The organism is Lentilactobacillus hilgardii DSM 20176 = ATCC 8290 (genome assembly GCF_000159315.1).
Classification (GTDB): Bacteria; Bacillota; Bacilli; order Lactobacillales; family Lactobacillaceae; genus Lentilactobacillus; species Lentilactobacillus hilgardii.
Genome location: NZ_GG669993.1, coordinates 342,764 through 359,102, shown reverse-complemented (window position 1 = coordinate 359,102; position 16,339 = coordinate 342,764). Strand labels below are relative to the sequence as shown.

The 16,339-nt window shown below is 37.9% G+C and carries 15 protein-coding genes, 1 pseudogene and 1 riboswitch; of the genes and pseudogenes, 1 reads left to right on the top strand and 15 read right to left on the bottom strand.

Going from position 1 to position 16,339, the window contains the following annotated elements:
* The 8 genes and pseudogenes from HMPREF0519_RS05790 to HMPREF0519_RS05755 form a co-directional block, all read right to left on the bottom strand.
* Nucleotides 1-518 (bottom strand): NUDIX domain-containing protein (locus HMPREF0519_RS05790; protein ID WP_004561521.1); only part of this gene is annotated, 518 nt, incomplete at its 3' end.
* A gap of 29 nt (nucleotides 519-547) precedes the next feature.
* Nucleotides 548-1,642, bottom strand: coding sequence for a dihydropteroate synthase (folP, locus tag HMPREF0519_RS05785; RefSeq protein ID WP_004561520.1), 1,095 nt, complete (start codon nucleotides 1,640-1,642; stop codon nucleotides 548-550).
* Nucleotides 1,632-2,968: pseudogene (locus tag HMPREF0519_RS05780) on the bottom strand (bifunctional folylpolyglutamate synthase/dihydrofolate synthase). The gene folP and the pseudogene HMPREF0519_RS05780 overlap by 11 nt, the downstream one beginning before the upstream one ends.
* Nucleotides 2,952-4,025 (bottom strand): GTP cyclohydrolase I FolE, encoded by a 1,074-nt coding sequence (gene folE, locus HMPREF0519_RS05775; RefSeq protein ID WP_004561517.1) that lies wholly within the window; start codon nucleotides 4,023-4,025, stop codon nucleotides 2,952-2,954. The pseudogene HMPREF0519_RS05780 and the gene folE overlap by 17 nt, the downstream one beginning before the upstream one ends.
* Nucleotides 4,025-4,372 (bottom strand): dihydroneopterin aldolase, encoded by a 348-nt coding sequence (gene folB / locus HMPREF0519_RS05770; RefSeq protein WP_040472726.1) that lies wholly within the window; start codon nucleotides 4,370-4,372, stop codon nucleotides 4,025-4,027. Before folB ends, folE begins: the two co-directional genes overlap by 1 nt.
* 70 nt (nucleotides 4,373-4,442) lie before the next feature.
* Nucleotides 4,443-4,973 (bottom strand): folate family ECF transporter S component, encoded by a 531-nt coding sequence (locus tag HMPREF0519_RS05765; protein ID WP_004561515.1) that lies wholly within the window; start codon nucleotides 4,971-4,973, stop codon nucleotides 4,443-4,445.
* A 58-nt stretch (nucleotides 4,974-5,031) separates the two neighbouring features.
* Nucleotides 5,032-5,146, bottom strand: a riboswitch (THF riboswitch).
* Nucleotides 5,147-5,262: 116 nt separating this feature from the next.
* The gene (locus tag HMPREF0519_RS05760; RefSeq protein WP_003554030.1) at nucleotides 5,263-6,135 is read right to left on the bottom strand and encodes a DegV family protein; all 873 of its coding nucleotides are present in this window, start codon (nucleotides 6,133-6,135) and stop codon (nucleotides 5,263-5,265) included.
* Between the two features lie 17 nt (nucleotides 6,136-6,152).
* Nucleotides 6,153-6,566, bottom strand: a complete 414-nt coding sequence (locus tag HMPREF0519_RS05755) for a MarR family winged helix-turn-helix transcriptional regulator (protein WP_003560459.1) — start codon at nucleotides 6,564-6,566, stop codon at nucleotides 6,153-6,155.
* A gap of 214 nt (nucleotides 6,567-6,780) precedes the next feature.
* On the opposite strand from HMPREF0519_RS05755, the gene HMPREF0519_RS05750 reads away from it, so the two are divergent.
* Complete coding sequence (locus HMPREF0519_RS05750) at nucleotides 6,781-8,496, top strand: Rqc2 family fibronectin-binding protein (RefSeq protein WP_004561514.1); 1,716 nt, start codon at nucleotides 6,781-6,783, stop codon at nucleotides 8,494-8,496.
* A 78-nt stretch (nucleotides 8,497-8,574) separates the two neighbouring features.
* On the opposite strand, the gene HMPREF0519_RS05745 is transcribed toward HMPREF0519_RS05750, so the two are convergent.
* The 7 genes from HMPREF0519_RS05745 to HMPREF0519_RS05715 form a co-directional block, all read right to left on the bottom strand.
* Nucleotides 8,575-11,082: a carbamoyl phosphate synthase preATP-grasp domain-containing protein gene (locus HMPREF0519_RS05745; protein ID WP_004561513.1), complete on the bottom strand. Its 2,508-nt coding sequence runs from the start codon at nucleotides 11,080-11,082 to the stop codon at nucleotides 8,575-8,577.
* A complete protein-coding gene (locus tag HMPREF0519_RS05740; RefSeq protein ID WP_003554022.1) occupies nucleotides 11,066-12,157 on the bottom strand; it encodes a carbamoyl phosphate synthase small subunit in 1,092 nt (363 codons plus the stop codon). Before HMPREF0519_RS05740 ends, HMPREF0519_RS05745 begins: the two co-directional genes overlap by 17 nt.
* Nucleotides 12,158-12,184: 27 nt before the next feature.
* Nucleotides 12,185-12,718 (bottom strand): bifunctional pyr operon transcriptional regulator/uracil phosphoribosyltransferase PyrR, encoded by a 534-nt coding sequence (gene pyrR, locus HMPREF0519_RS05735; RefSeq protein WP_003554020.1) that lies wholly within the window; start codon nucleotides 12,716-12,718, stop codon nucleotides 12,185-12,187.
* 90 nt (nucleotides 12,719-12,808) lie between these two features.
* A complete protein-coding gene (locus HMPREF0519_RS05730; RefSeq protein WP_003560449.1) occupies nucleotides 12,809-13,720 on the bottom strand; it encodes an RluA family pseudouridine synthase in 912 nt (303 codons plus the stop codon).
* An 18-nt stretch (nucleotides 13,721-13,738) separates the two neighbouring features.
* Nucleotides 13,739-14,179, bottom strand: coding sequence for a signal peptidase II (lspA, locus tag HMPREF0519_RS05725; protein ID WP_004561512.1), 441 nt, complete (start codon nucleotides 14,177-14,179; stop codon nucleotides 13,739-13,741).
* A gap of 14 nt (nucleotides 14,180-14,193) precedes the next feature.
* Entirely contained in the window at nucleotides 14,194-15,858 is a 1,665-nt protein-coding gene (locus HMPREF0519_RS05720; protein WP_004561511.1) for a formate--tetrahydrofolate ligase, read from the bottom strand.
* A gap of 46 nt (nucleotides 15,859-15,904) precedes the next feature.
* Complete coding sequence (locus tag HMPREF0519_RS05715) at nucleotides 15,905-16,291, bottom strand: EbsA family protein (RefSeq protein ID WP_003560443.1); 387 nt, start codon at nucleotides 16,289-16,291, stop codon at nucleotides 15,905-15,907.
* Between the last annotated feature and the right edge of the window lie 48 nt (nucleotides 16,292-16,339).

Genomic DNA, 16,339 nt, shown 5'->3' with positions numbered 1-16,339 from the left:
TTTAAAATAAAGTATTTAGAAAACTCATTTGGTGCCTGATTCTTTGTTAATAAGAAAACCGGCAACTCAGCGTCGGCCCGCTTGCCGGTTTCTAAGAGAAAGCCAAAACGAAAGTCAATATGTTGATGTGCTCCTTCTGATTTTGCCGGATTAGCAGGAATTTGGATTAAATTAACATCAATGAGGCGGCCACTATCGGGTTTAACTTGATATCCCGTTTCTTCGTGAAACTCCCTCACTGCGCAGTTTAAGGGAACTTCATTATTTTCAACGTGACCAGCTGGCAATAAAACCGTTTTCAAATAAGGATGCCTGATAAAGTAGCCATATTGCTCGGAAAATACCATTGCACTTGCTGATAAATGCAATTTGGATTTCCGGTCTCTAAGACCTCCCGCATGATCTATTAGCTTTATTTTCAATTTTTGGATTTTATTAGAGTTTAGCCAGGGGAAATGGATTGTTTGCAAGTGATCCAACTCCTTAACCAGCATATTTAAAAAAATGTCTGCTACCATTTAATCTTCTCCATCACTGTTAATAAAGGTCAGCTTAATAAGTTATCTTTCAATAATTCAAATGCATCGATCATTTGACGGGTTTCTTTGACATCATGAACACGGATAATTCGGCCACCAAGTACAGTCATAAATGACTCAAATAATAAAGTTGGGATTAGTCTGTCGTCAGCAGAATCTAAGTTGAATAACCGTTTAGAAAAGCTTTTCCTAGAAATTGCGATCATTATTGGTGTCTGAAACTCAGCCATCAATTTTGTTAAACGCATTTTGATGATATCGAATTCCAGTGTATTATGATCGGAAAAGCCAATACCCGGATCAATCACAATGTTGGCTTTATTCAATCCAACACCTGTTAAATCACTTATTGTATGTGTAAAGAAGTTGGTCATTGTTTCCACTAGAGTTTCCGGTTGTTCATTGAAGTTACGACCGTTAAACATCGTGACGACCGCAGGCTTGTATTTAGCAACTAAATCCAATTTAGCTTGTGAATTAAAGCCATCAATATCATTGATGATTTGGATGCCATTTTTTAACGCTTCTTCAATGACGTCATTGGTATTGGAGTCAATTGCCAAAACAATGTCTGGAAATCGTTGATGAATTGCGTCAAGAAATGGTTCGATTCTTTCCCATTCTTCTTTTGCAGTAATGTCATCAAAATTTGGTTTTGATGATTTTCCGCCAACTTCAAATATTGAGGCCCCTTCGCTTCTTTCAACTTCAATTCTATGCAATACCCCCTCAATCGAAGCGTTCCGGCCACCGTCGTAAAACGAATCCGGTGTCAGGTTCAAAATTGAATAGATTAATGGTTTCGTAGTAATATCAAAGTCAAAACCTTTGCCTTTAAAATGGATTCTTGAAGCTTCAGAAATTTGTTGTAATTGACGCTGATCATTTTCAGAATCGAAAACGGTTGGCCACTCTGTAATAACGTCGTTAAGGTTTTCGTGATTAAAGACTGCAATAACGAGTGTCTGTTGGACCAATATTTTTTCTGTATATTTAGTTAACAGGTTAATAAGCTTTGGTTGTTCGTCCGCTGCTACGTTGAATGAAATTGTCACATTGCCGGTAAATGTTTGCTGATGATCACTGATTTCGTTAATGTTCATGATGGTCACTCCTCGATAATAAATAAGCTCGAATGGGATTTAGTAAATAAAAGGAACCAATAACAAAAATAATCGTGTTGGCAGTTGCATGTGATACAGCATATTGGATGGCATCAGTTGGTGAATCGAAGCTTTGATACGTTTGCTTTGTTAGCTTTACATAAACATCTGATAATTGTTGAGGTGGCAGTTCTCGCTGTTTATTATCAGGTTCAGTGATAATAAATGACGCATTTTTCAGGGAAATCAGCTCTTTTACAGATGATTCATACGATTTGTCTTTTAAAAACCCATTAATAATCAATTTCTCTGAGTCTGGATACAATGTGTTAACCGTTTTAACAAACGCTTGAATACCGTCCGGATTATGACCACCATCCAAAATGATAACGGGTTGTTGAGATATTTTCTCAAAGCGACCAGGTACGACAATGTTTAATAACGTATCTTCTAGAAGCTGATTGAGATTGTACACTAATTTTTTCCTATTCAAAAAGTCAATCAGCCAAGTAATCACAGTCGCTAAATTTTCTAGTTGATAGGTTGCCACTAATCCAAAATTAAATGTTCCACTTTGGTGCTCATCATTCTGACTATTAACATAGTGAACCCTTGTTGATTTTGGTGTTTGTAAAATCATCGAAATAACGGTTTGATTGGCGGTTAAAAAAGTCGCATTTTTGGAATGTGCTTCTTTTTCCAGAACGCGAAAGGCTTCCCCAGGTTGGTGCTGCGCTGAAATAGTGACATTATTTGGCGAATAATTTTTGATTTGGTTGTTGCGATCTCTGTGATATTATTTCCCAAAATTCCGACATGATCCAGACTAATTTTGGTGAAAATGGAATACATCGTGTTAAAAACGGCATTTGTCGCATCCAATTCGCCACCCAATCCACATTCTAATACAACATAGTCAACATGCAGATCGGCAAAATATAACATTGAAATTAAAAATTGAGCTTCAAATGCGGATACCTTTACTCCATTGAATTTTGGATTTTGGAGCACTTTTTCAATTAAACTAATTTTTTGATTGAAATGCTGGTTGGAAATGTTCTTAAAGTCAACTTGAATCCCATTATAAATGTTTCCAATATATGGGCTCGTGAACAAGCCAACGTGATAGTTCATCTTGCGCAGAAGAGCTGCAATCATCAAAGAAGTTGACCCTTTCCCATTAGTGCCACAAATATGGATGATGTTAAAACGTTTATCCGGGTTTCCAAGTGATTGCAATATTTTTTTTAGTAATCCGATACGGTCACCCTGATCATAAAGAAAAGCAGGAAACGTTTCATGATTAAGCTCAGATTGATTTGCCATTAATATCACCTATCGAATTTAAAAATGCCATTTGTAAATCTTGATCAGTATCAAAAATTCCTGAAAAACGAATTGTACGGGTTGATGAATCAGTTTTTTTCACACCTCTCATCTCAACACACATATGTCGTGCATCAATGACAACCGCGGCCCCCTTTGGAGCGAGAATTTTATTGAGCTGATCAACAATATCATCCGTTAATTTTTCTTGAAGACTTAATTTGTGTGATACAAAATCCACTAATCTCGGGATTTTACTTAAACCTATAATCGTGCCATGATCTGGAATATATGCAATATGTGCTTTGCCCCAAAACGGCATCATATGGTGTTCACACATTGAGTAAAACGGAATATTTTTCATTAAAACCATTTTTGAATGATTTGAGCTTTTACTTTTAAATAATTTATAATCCTCAAAGTTCTCCAATCCCTCTGATGAAAAAATTTCATCATACATGCGAGCAACCCGGTCCGGTGTTTCTACAAGTCCCGGCCTGTCCGGATCGTCACCAATCGCGGATAAAATATTGTGAATTGAACTTTCAACAAGTCGTTTGGGTTGGGCATCTTTTTTAATCAATGAAACAGTCTGATCTTTTTTTTGGAGAACCTGAATCTGCTTACTGATTTGTTGATAAAATGGAAATTGCTTACTGATGATTTCAAGGATTGGGACTAGTACAAATAACCGGTTAAAAGTTTCCGGATGTGGAATCGTCAAATCATCAGTTGACATTTTCTTATCGCCCCAAAATATAATATCAATATCTAGTGTTCTCGGTCCCCAGTGAATTTCTCTAGTACGATGCAAACTGAGTTCTACTTGATGAATGACTGCCAACAATTTTTCAGGAGTATAGGTTGTAGCGATTTTGAGTGCAATGTTAACAAAGTGACGTTGTTTAACGTTACCGACCGGAGACGTTTCATAGAAATTCGATACTTTATCAATCAAAATATTGGCATCGTTTCCTAATAGTTGAATGGCCTTATTAATATAAAATTCTCGGTTTCCAATATTACTGCCCAGGCTTAATACAATATCATCTTTCATTATTGTTTCATCTCGATTTCTACATTATTGAAAATACCATCCACCGGTAAGTTCAACTTGCGGATTCGAATCGTGACAGTTTCAATTCTACTATCCAGGTTTTTAATAGCAACAATGATTTTTTGTGCCAGGGTTTCAATTAAATTTACATGATTTTCACTAATGATTTTTTTCACAACTGGGTAAAAGGTTCCATAGCTGACGGTGCTGTCGAGATGATCGTCTATTGGAGTGGCATTAACAGCTGTTTCAAGGTCGACTTGTAAGTTTTGACCGACCTTTTTTTCTTCTGCCATGACACCGATGTGACTGTGAAATTGCATATTTTGCATTCTGATGATGTACATAATCAAAGCTCCTTTTTTTACGACAAAAACCGGCCCGCTACAAAAGAAAATTGTAGACGCGCCGGTTAAATTAACCTATTAACTTGTTCTTAATGCGCTCGAATTGAGCCGAATTAAAGACAAAGTAAATAATCGCAATTTGCAGTGGCGTGACAATAATCTCTTTTAGCAGTCGTGCCGGTAAAAGCGCGATGAACGGAGTATTATACATCAGAGTCAACCAAAGTGTGTTTAAAACAGTGTTTACAAACACTGCAATAATCAACTGAGAAACGATTACCTTTGTCCAGGTGATCTCTTGGTTATAGAAAAAAAGACCATATATGGCAGCCCCCAAAATTGCGGAAATTGTGAATCCAGGGTTATAAACGCCACCGGAAATTAGTGTTCCGATGATATCGGAAAGTGCTGCAACAGCTGAGGCCCAAACCGGACCGTATAAATAACTAGCCAAAGCTATAATAACGAAACCAAATCCAATTTGAATTGATTTTGTACCAACGGTAAACCGGTCAATAATGAGTCCCAGTGCCAGCAATAGTGATAGCACCGCAATATCTAACGTCCGAAGCTTATGAAAACCTAACGACAATGACTTCATAATAATGACATCTCCCGAAAGGAGCTCACCAATATTTAGAAAAAAACGAACTAAATAAAATGGCGAATGCGAAAACAACACCGCAACCAATCAGCAAGTCGAAGCCGATTGGTTTTCGTTCGAAGGTCACATTCCGTCCCTTCAACACTTAACGCATTGTTTCCTACCCCATATTTTTTTTACGACTATTAAAGTGTATCATATTGGATAAAAAAAACAATCACTTCGTTCAATATTATCCGAACGTTTTCGTGATTGTTACAATAATCGTTAAGCTTTACGCTTTACTTTATAGTTGATCTTTCTCAAAGTCGCGAAGCCAAGCGAGTGCCAAAGCTTTGTCCCCAAGATGTGTCCCAACAACGGGACCGAAGTAGCTTTGTTCAATTGGCATATTCGGATACAATCCATGAATCTTTTCCGTCCATTCTTCACCGGCTTTTGGATCATGACCATTAATCACTAAAGCTCTTAATGGATAATTGGCTTTTTGTTGCGCTTGAGCAAATAATTCCTCAACTCGTTTTAATGCTTTCTTTCGTGATCGAACCTTATCAAAAGCAACGATTTCGTTACTTTTATCATCAAAAGTAAGTAATGGTTTAATTTTTAAAATGCCACCAATAAATGCAGAAGCATTAGATAAACGACCACCCCGAACCAAGTTTTGTAGATCATCAACCACAAATAGTTCGTCGATGGTTGCTCTTAGACCGTCTAAGTACTTAATAATTGCTTGTGGCTCTCTACCAAGACTTGCCATTTTGCTGGCTTGGATTGCCAAATAGCCCATTAATTTAACCGTAATTTTGGAATCATAAGGAATGACTTTGATACGATCAATTTGAGGTGCTAAATTCTCAACGGATTGATAGAATCCTGAAATGGTACTGGCCAAATGGATACTTATAACGGTATCGTAGCCTTTATCCGCAAGAGAATTATATAAATTCATCATTTCACCCATTGGAGCTTGGGAGGTACTTGGAAATGAATTCGAATTCTTCAATTTATCGTAAAAGTCCTCAGTGGTCAGATCAACGCCCTCTTGGTATTCATGGCCATCAATAATGACTGGTATTGGGACAACATTGATGTGATATTTTTCTTCTTCTGCCTTAGTCAGATAAGCTGTACTGTCAGTGACTATCGCAATTTTCATTAAATTCACCTGCTCAACTAAATTCTATCAAGACTTTGTTCCAAACGATTGATCAATATTTTTAACAGATTTTTTTCTTCATTAGTCCAATGACTAAACACTTGATCCTGGAGGTCTTCAACTTTTTGCTCAACATTCTGACTGGATTTTGTTCCTTTTTCCGTTACGCTATAAATGAGTTGTCGTTTATCTTTTCCAACGGCTGTTTTTGACAACATTTCCTTGACAACCAGTCGTTTAAGCTGCCTTGATAAAGTTGAAATGTCCAACTTAGTCACTGCAGATAGTGTTTCTTGAGTTGAGTGACCATCAATAACATGGTTGAGAAGCTTCCATTCTGAAATAGTCAGGTTTTCGGCTTTCGTAATTTTCATTAACCTGGCATTATGATTTTTAGCAGCAGAATTTAAAGCAACAAGAATATCTTTCATTCTGAAAAGACCTCCGAAAAAATAGTATACGCTATTTGATAATGACTTACAAAAAAGTATGAACATTTAAATGAATCTCTAAAGGTTGTTATATCCGCTATAAAGGCTTTTTCAAGAAACGGGGACAATAGTTCATTATACACACTATCCTTAGCATCGGCTTATAAAGTGAGGTATACTAGTAATTGCTATATATACGAAAGTGAGTGATACGATGTCATTCGACGGATCCTTTATCCATTCAATGAAACAAGAACTAGCGGACCTGCTCCAAACTGGACGGGTAAGCAGAATTAACCAACCATATCCTAACGAATTAATTTTAACGATCAGAGCGCATGGGAAGAACCACCAGTTACTTCTTTCAGCCAACCCAACTTACGCCAGGGTTCAGGTAACCAAAATCCCTTATGTGAATCCGGCAGTGCCAACAAACTTCGCAATGATTATGCGAAAACACTTAAATGGTGCTATTTTAACCGAAGTTAATCAGCTGGAAAATGATCGTGTGCTTCATTTTGGCTTTACAGGCCGAAATGAATTGGGAGATCAAACAAAGCTTAATCTAATTGTTGAAATTATGGCACGCCATAGCAATATTGTTTTAGTCAACCAACCGGATAATAAAATTATTGACGCAATTAAACATGTTGGTTCTGATGTCAACCGGTATCGCTTGTTATTGCCCGGGGCAACTTATATCAATCCTCCTAAGCAAAATTTGCAGAACCCCTTTACTAAAACATCTTTTGATGATGTTAAGCAATTGATTAAAGATTACCCTAATGTTGACGTTTTGGCCGGAAGCCTCCAAAAGACCTTTCAGGGGCTGGGCAAAGACACAGCTTCTGCGTTAGCAAATACCCTTCACAAAAATACCGAAGTTGAGAAAAACTTCGAGAGTTTCTTTACAAAGTTTAATGCGCCAGCCCCAACCTTGAGCCATATTGGTAATAACAAGATCAATTTTACCGCATTTCCTTATCCAGATACAGATAAAAATGATCATTATGCAAGTTTAAGTGAACTTTTAGATGCCTATTTTGCTACGCGTGCCCAACGTGATCGGGTTCGTGAACAAGGAGCCGTCTTAATTCAAGTTGTTAAAAAACAATTAAAGAAGAATCGGACAAAGTTAAAGCGTTTAAAGCATGATCTTCAGGAAACAGAAAACGCAGATGAGTATCGCATTAAGGGAGAAATCCTTACAACCTATCTTAACAAAGTTGAAAGAGGCATGACGTCAATTGAACTGCCAAATTATTATGAAAACAATGCCCCACTTAAAATCAAGCTGTCAAATCAACAGTCTCCTTCGGAAAATGCGCAAAAATACTTTAAGCGATATCAAAAATTGAAGAGTGCCGTTAAATTTTTGAACGAACAAATCAGCTTAACACAAGAAGAAATCGATTATTTTGAGAATATTCAATCTCAAATTGAGTTAGCTAAGCCCGAAGATTTGGTTGATATTCGTTATGAACTGGAGCAGGGACATTATCTAAGGGATCATGAGCAACACAAGAAGAAAAAAAATAAACGTCAAAAGATCAATAAACCGGAAAAGTTTGTCTCAACTGATGGAACCGAAATTTTGGTGGGTAAAAATAATTTGCAAAATGAACGGTTAACAATGCATACGGCAGACAAACGGGAAACGTGGCTTCACACCAAGAATATCCCTGGTTCACATGTTATTATCAGAAGCTTCGATCCGTCACAAACGACTATTGATGAAGCCGCCAATCTTGCCGCTTATTTTTCAAAGGCACATGATTCATCCAAGGTGCCAGTTGATTATACGAAGGTCAAAAATGTTCGTAAGCCCAACGGGACAAAGCCTGGGTATGTTATCTACGATAATCAACAGACATTATTGGTAACCCCTGACGAAAAAATGATTAATAAATTATCGAAAACAACTAAATAATTTGACATAAAAAGCCGAAACGATCTTCCGTTTTAATGCGAAGATCAGTTTCGGCTTTTTTGCTTGAAAGATCAACTCTTAAGATTCGATGTTTTTAAAAGAAAGCGATGATCCAACCTCTTGAGTAGAGGTCCCATCTTTTCGATTTGATTGTAATTCTTTGAATGGAAATACTGCTTCCATCATCGCATAACGTTTGTGAGTACCAGGTTGATAATATTCAGAAAGATGGTCAATATCCAGTATACCTAAATACTTTTTTACAAGTGCATCTATCCAATTAATACCAGTTGTCTTATTTAAGAAAGCAGATTCTGTAATTCGAATTGGTCGAATGCCAGAAAATTGATAACCTGATTGGTCATCGATTCTATTAAATAACACTTGAACCAGCCCTTGCCATTGACTGGTATCGATTTTATTAATGGCCAAATCAATTAACTTCTGCTCGTCCGTTTGCCAATGATTCATTGGCTGTTGATAATTATTGATATATCGCAGCTCCGTTCGATGGCTGTTTGTATAGAAAGAAATAGTTGTAATAGGCAATATTCTGTCATGATCAATAAAAAGATCGACAGCATCAGTAGCCTTTCTTTGATTGTATTTAGCAACTTTCTGATCTGGCGGTAGTACAACGATATTCAAGTCTGCAAATTCTTTTAGTTTTTTAGAAAGGTAATGGCGGTTCCCCGGGAGAAAAATAATATCCGGTTTTTCTAAATTAACGATATTTAGAATATTACCAAGTTGAATAGGTTCAATATATTGTTTATCACTAAGTGCAGGTGCAAGGGAAATAGCATTCGGATTTGTATTCATGATAATGGTCTTGTATCCTGCTTTATGGGCGGTGTCTAAAACCTGAGCTGTATAATAATCAGCAGCTGCATTTGGTCCTAATTGATTCCCGCCGCGACCGATAATCAACGCAGTTTTTCCAACACATGGCTGACTTTCGTTCTCCAATTCATAACTGCTATAAAAAACGTTTGTGGTCTCCAAAAACTCCCCAGCACTCGGTTCCACTTCTTTAAAAGTGACTTTTGTCTTCGAATTCCTGTTCATTCTTTCAATTGTAGAAATATTGACATTCCATAATTCAGCAAGCATTCCATCACCAAAACCATATTTATGGCCAACTTCAACGGCCGTTGGTGAAAGTGGATTATTGATTACAAAATCCTGAGCACGTAAAAGTTGGTTCATTTTGTAAAAATAAAATCGATCAATTTTGGTTAATTCAGACAGTTCGTCGATAGAAAATCCCCTTCTGATTGCCTCCATCAGAATTAGGATTCGACTGGCTAAAGGATGGATTAATTGATTAATAACATCATCGTCACTTATTTTGGACACACTTGGTAATATATCTCGAGGTGAAAATTGTGAACTATGCATGGCTTTCATGATAGCTTCTTCAACTGTTCGCCCAATTCCAATTGTTGATCCAACAGATTTCATTAAAGTGTTAAGATGCTGATCCACGTCCGGAATATCTCTGAATGGCCATAAAGGAATTCTAACGACAACATGATCCATTGTTGGTTCCATAAACGGTAGATATTTACTGTATTTTTCAGGCAGTTTTATTTCTGGCAACGCGTATCCCATTTCCAGCAACGTAGATACATATGACAATGGATACCCAGTTGATTTTGCGGCTAAAAGCGCATTTCTGGTAAAAAAAGGGCTGACTTTCGTCACAAAATAATTTGAATCTGTACGACTTTGTGCAAATTGTATGTGACAAGTTCCTGTGATGTTGATTGCATCCATAATTCTAAACGTGGCGGTTCTCAGTGATTGATATTCTTGATTGATCAAGGTTTGCGTTGGTGCAAAAATAATTGAGTCTCCAGAATGAATACCGATTGGATCCATGTCTTCGAGCCCGGAAATTAATAACTTATTACCATTTTCGTCTCGGATCGCAACCATTTCAATTTCTTTATAACCAACGATGCTTTGTTCAATCGAAACCCACTTAATATAAGTTCGCTTAAAACTAATTTCCAGCGCATCTTCCATTTCATCGGTATTGTTACAAATAAACCGACTTGTGTCATGGCTCGCAGATAATGGTTTTACAATCACTGGGAAACCAACATCACGAACAAAATCCATTGCCTCGTCATCACTAGCAACAATCTTTGAGGCAATAATTGGTTCGCCTGTTTCATCCAACAATTCGCGAAGTTGTTGATTATCCAAAACCTTTTTGAGATCGATTGGTCGAATTCCCAATAACTGGATGTTATTGTTAGCTAACACATCGCTTTCTTCAAGCTGCCAAGCCACCTGCATGGCATTTAAACCACCAATTTTAGGCATGATTGCATCCGGCTTTTCTTTTTCAATAATGTTAACGACATTTTGAAAATTAACTTCTTGAACATAAACGTCGGCGGGCTGAACTTCTTCACTGGCAAACGAGAATGGATTGTTATCAACGTAAATAACCTGTGCACCAGTCCTTTTAATTGCTGAAAGGCGTTCATATGCTGCGGCATCCAATTCATTTTCGTGACCGATGTTTGTTGGCCCACCGCCAAGCAAAAGGAGCTTTTTAATATTCGTCGCCATTGTTGTCCCTTCTTCTTGCCATAAATTCTGTGAAATCATCAAACAAACCAACACTATCTTTCGGACCCGGAGCACCATCTGGTGAAAACTGAACAGAGAATGCAGGATAGTCACGGTGTCTAAGTCCTTGAACCGTTCCATTCACCAAATCAATATGGGTAATGAATAATTTTGCGTGGTCAATAGATTTTGAATCAACGGCGTATCCCTGCTCCTGTCCCGAGAAAAAGATTTCGTTTGTAATGATTTCACGGATTGGATGATTACTTCCATGATGTTCTACCCGTAATTGACTGATTTTTGCACCATTTGCCATGGCAAAGAGTTCATGCCCCAAGCCAATTCCAAATAACGGCACCTGCGTTTGTACCTCGCGTATCATTTGTAAAACAGATTCTGGCAAATTTCCTGGTGCACCTGGCCCGGTTGATAAGACAACGCCATCGGGATCCAAGTCAAGAATTGTTTCACTTGTAGAGTTCCATGGTACAACGGTGATATTGCAATCTCTTTTGGATAATTCTCTAAGGATACCGCTTTTTAAGCCAAAATCTACGACGATAACGTTAGCGCCTTCATCAGGGTTGGGATATGGTTTTGGCGTCGCCACTTGGGCTACCTGTTGATTTGTCAGCACAGTTGCATGCAGTTGGTCAAATGCATGTTCATCTGCCACATCAACGATACTGGCCTTCATATTTCCCTTTTGTTGAAGATGTCGCCTAATCTGGCGAGTATCAACGTCATATATTCCGGGAATCTTATGTCTCTTTAAATATCTATCCAGAGAAATACGCTTAAAATGATCTGTTGCCAGGTTTTCATATTCACGGACGATGACACCTTTAGCGGTCGGCAAAACGGACTCGTACGCATTTTGTGCGAGCCCTGTATTACCGATTGAAGTTTGTGTGAATACAATGATTTGGTTATGGTAAATTTGATTGGAGATAATCTCTTGATAACCGTTCATTGTTGAGTTAGCGACAAGTTCACCCGTCGTTGTGGCGAGTGATCCGAAGGCCTTGCCCGCATATGCGGAGCCGTCTTCCAATATCAAATATCTTTGCGTCATGTTGACTCCTCACTACCAGGATAAGGATCACTTAATGAGTTCAACTGCGTCCTTGTCATCAATTTCTGATACATATACTTTAATTTTTTCCTTTTGTGAACTTGGAATATTTTTACCAACGAAATCAGCGCGAATTGGTAATTCACGGTGGCCTCGATCAACAAGAACGGCTAGGTTGATACTTTTTGGACGACCTAAATCCATGACAGCTGATAATGCTGCCCTGACTGTTCTTCCAGTATATAGAACATCATCGACTAAAATGACTCGTTTTCCTTCAACGGAAAAATCAATTTTGTTATTCGACATTTTAACGTCACTACTTGTTGAATCATGTTCGATATCATCACGATAATTTGTAATATCAAGTTCGCCAACCGGAATTGTCACGTTTTCCAGCTGTTGAAGTCGGTCCGCAATTCGATTTGCTAAAAAGATTCCTCTTGTTTTAATACCAATCAGAACAAGATCTTCAACACCTTTATTTTTTTCAACAATTTCATAAGTTATTCGCGTTAATGCACGTTGCATGGCCATTTTGTCTAAAATTATCTTGCCCATCACTAAATTCTCCTTAAATAGTTCTGTTTTCATTGAATCCCGTTGTTTTATTGCTTATCCATTCCAGAATATGGGAGTAAATCCAAGTTGTCAAGATTCAAGTGAATTATTCACTCTCAGTGTTCGAAGTGTTTTTTCGAAAATTTCTGGAATTGGTGCCGAAAATATCATTAATTTATGGTTCCTCGGATGTTCAAAGCCTAATTCCTGAGCATGTAAGAATTGCCCATGGCCCTTAATTGTTTTCTTTGGGCCATATAAAGGATCGCCAACAATCGGATGACCAATATATTGCATGTGAACTCGGATTTGATGTGTCCGTCCTGTTTCTAAGCGACAATCAATTAATGTGTAATCTTCAAATCGTTCCATTACCTCAAAATGGGTAATGGCAGGTCGGCCATCAGCAACAATAGCTTGTTTCTTTCGGTCTTTTGGTGAACGGCCAATTGGTGCTTTTATAACACCAGAGTCCTCTTTAATTCGTCCGTGAACCAATGCAACGTATTTTCGCAGATTTTTCTTAGCTTTTAATTGCTTGGACAGCGCCTTATGGGCCATGTCGTTTTTTGCAACCATTAATAGTCCGGATGTATCTTTGTCTATGCGATGGACTATTCCAGGGCGATATTCACCATTAATGGATGATAATGGACTGTGGAACAATAACGCATTAACCAAAGTGTGATTCGGATGGCCGGCTGACGGATGAACAACCATTCCTTGAGGTTTATTAACAACAATGACATCTTCATCTTCGTAAACAATATCAAGTGGCATATTTTCCGGTTTAATGCTCACGGTTTCAGGTTTAACATCTTTAATTAAAATGGTGTCCGAAACTTTTGTTTCGTATTTTGGTTTCTTTTTTGAATCGTTGACAATAACGTCACCATCCTCAATCATCTTCTTCGCTCTTGATCGACTGATTTCAGGATCCAGCTTACTGACAATTTTATCCAAGCGCCCCAATTCATCTGTTATTTTAAATTTTTTAGGCAATCTGTTTTGTCCCTCATTCTATTTCTCTTTAATAATCGCAAATCCAATAATCAAAATACCGACAGTTAAGTACATATCAGCACAATTAAAAATTGGAAAATTTATAAAATCTAATTGAAACATATCAACCACGTGGTTATTAACAATTCTATCAATAACATTGCCGATTGTGCCGGCAAGTAAAAGGCTTAATCCAAAACGATACCATAGATTTGGCCAATAGTGAACCAAGAAATAACCGATTAGAATTGCAGCAACAATTGCAATCAATACAAAAACAAGTTGATGTCCTGATAAAATACTCCAGGCAGCACCAGTATTGTTAATTCGAGTAATCGACAAAACGCCTGGGACTACCGAAGACGATTGCCCAAGCGCTAATGTGCTAACGACCCAGTGTTTAACAAGCTGATCAAGGCCGATTAACAATAGAATGCCGACGATATATATAACTGGCAAATAAAAATCTCCTTTTAGAATAGTCCTGTAATTCGGCCATTCTCATCAATATCCATGTCCAATGCCGCCGGATGGCTTGGCAGGCCGGGCATCGTTAATATTTTACCAGTAAGTGCAACAATAAAACCAGCCCCTAGTTTAAGCTGTAGATCCGATACGTGTATTGTAAAGTTTTCCGGAGCTCCCAATTCTTTTGCATTATCGGTGAAAGAATATTGTGTTTTTGCCATGCAAACCGGTAAATTACCATAGCCCATTTTTTCAATGCGTTTTAATTCATTTTTGGCTTTTCGAGAAAGTTCAACAGTTGAACCGCCGTAAATTCGAGTGACAATGGCTGTCATTTTTTCTAAAACACTCGAATTTTCATGATCATAAAGTTCGTGAAACTTATCAGAATTGTTGCAGGCAGCAATCACTTTTTGGGCAAGATCAACGGCGCCCTTACCACCCTCTGCCCAACTATTAATAATTTCACCGGTAACCTTCAAGTCGTTTTGTACATAGTTTGATAAGTAAGTTAACTCCTCCATGGAATCGCTGGCAAACTTGTTGATTGCTACAATAACCGGTTTTCCATATTGTTGCATGCCATCAACGTGACGTTTTAGATTTATGACACCTTTTTTTAGTGCGTCAAGATTCTCAACGTTTAATGTTTTCTTATCAGCACCGCCATTTAGTTTCAATGCACGAACAGTTGCAACAACAACAACGCAATCCGGTGTTTTATTTAATCGAGGTGTCACAATATCCATGAACTTTTCGGCACCAAGGTCTGAACCGAACCCTGCTTCTGTAATAGCATAATCACCATAGGTCAGTGCAGCTTTGGTAGCTAAAATACTGTTGCAGCCATGAGCTATATTGGCAAATGGACCACCGTGAATGAATGCAGGCGTGTGTTCCAATGTTTGAACCAAGTTAGGTTTGATCGCGTCTTTAAGCAATAAAGTCAGGGCGCCTTCGACGTGTAGGTCAGAAACATAGACAGGTTTTCTATCATATGTGTAGCCGATTAATATTTTACTGATTCGGTGCTTTAAATCTTGCAAACTGGTTGCCAGACATAAAATAGCCATTAGTTCACTGGCGACTGTGATATCAAAACCGTCTTGACGTGGTACACCGGAAGTTCGCCCTCCTAATCCGATAACAACTTGTCGTAATTCACGATCATTGACATCCAGTACTCGTTTCCAAACAATTTGTCGTGGATCAATATTCAATTGGTTTCCGTGTTGAATATGATTGTCAATTAGAGCAGCCAATGTATTGTGGGCTTCGGTGAGGGCATCAAAGTCACCTGTAAAGTGAAGATTAATATCCTCCATTGGAACAACCTGTGCGTAACCGCCACCGGTTGCACCACCTTTCATACCCATGACTGGTCCTAAAGAAGGTTCTCTTAAGGCAAGCACAACGTTTTTATGTAGTTCGGTGAAAGCATCGCCCAACCCAATTGTCACCGTTGTTTTACCTTCTCCTGCAGCAGTTGGGTTAATAGAAGTCACTAAAATTAACTTGCCGTCTTGATGTGCATCTGACGGGGTAAAGTTAACTTTTGTTTTATATTTACCGTATTGTTCAAGATCATCATAGTTAATCCCTAACTGATCGGTAATCGTAGTGATAGGTGCCATTTTAGCTTCTTGGGAAATTTCAACATCGCTTTTCATTATTTAAAAGTCCTCCTCGACTCTCACCATAGTATGGTTTGAAAAATTATTTTTTTGAGATTAATTCATTAACCTCGATGACTGAATTAGCCGGCAAAATGAAACTATAAATTTTGGTGTTTGCAACGAACCCCAGTTGATACTTTGATGTTGTCACATGTGAAATCTTATCCAAGTCGATGACCAGCCAGTGGGGATTGGTTATTCGACTAACAATGAGTTGGTTATCATAGACTTTAATGTTTCTAAAATGGATTTCTGCCCAGGTTAGAAAGGCAAACAAGACAAAGAAAAATAATGTAATCCATTGAAAATGGGTGATTTCTAGCCAGATAATCACACCAATAAAAAAGATAAGTAATGTCCAGCTCCAACAAATAATGCTGCTTAATGGGCTTGGCTGGTAAAAGAAGTGTCGTTTTTGCGTTATCATTAATAAGACTCCTCGTATTATTAAAAATGTATTCAAGTATTGACCAGT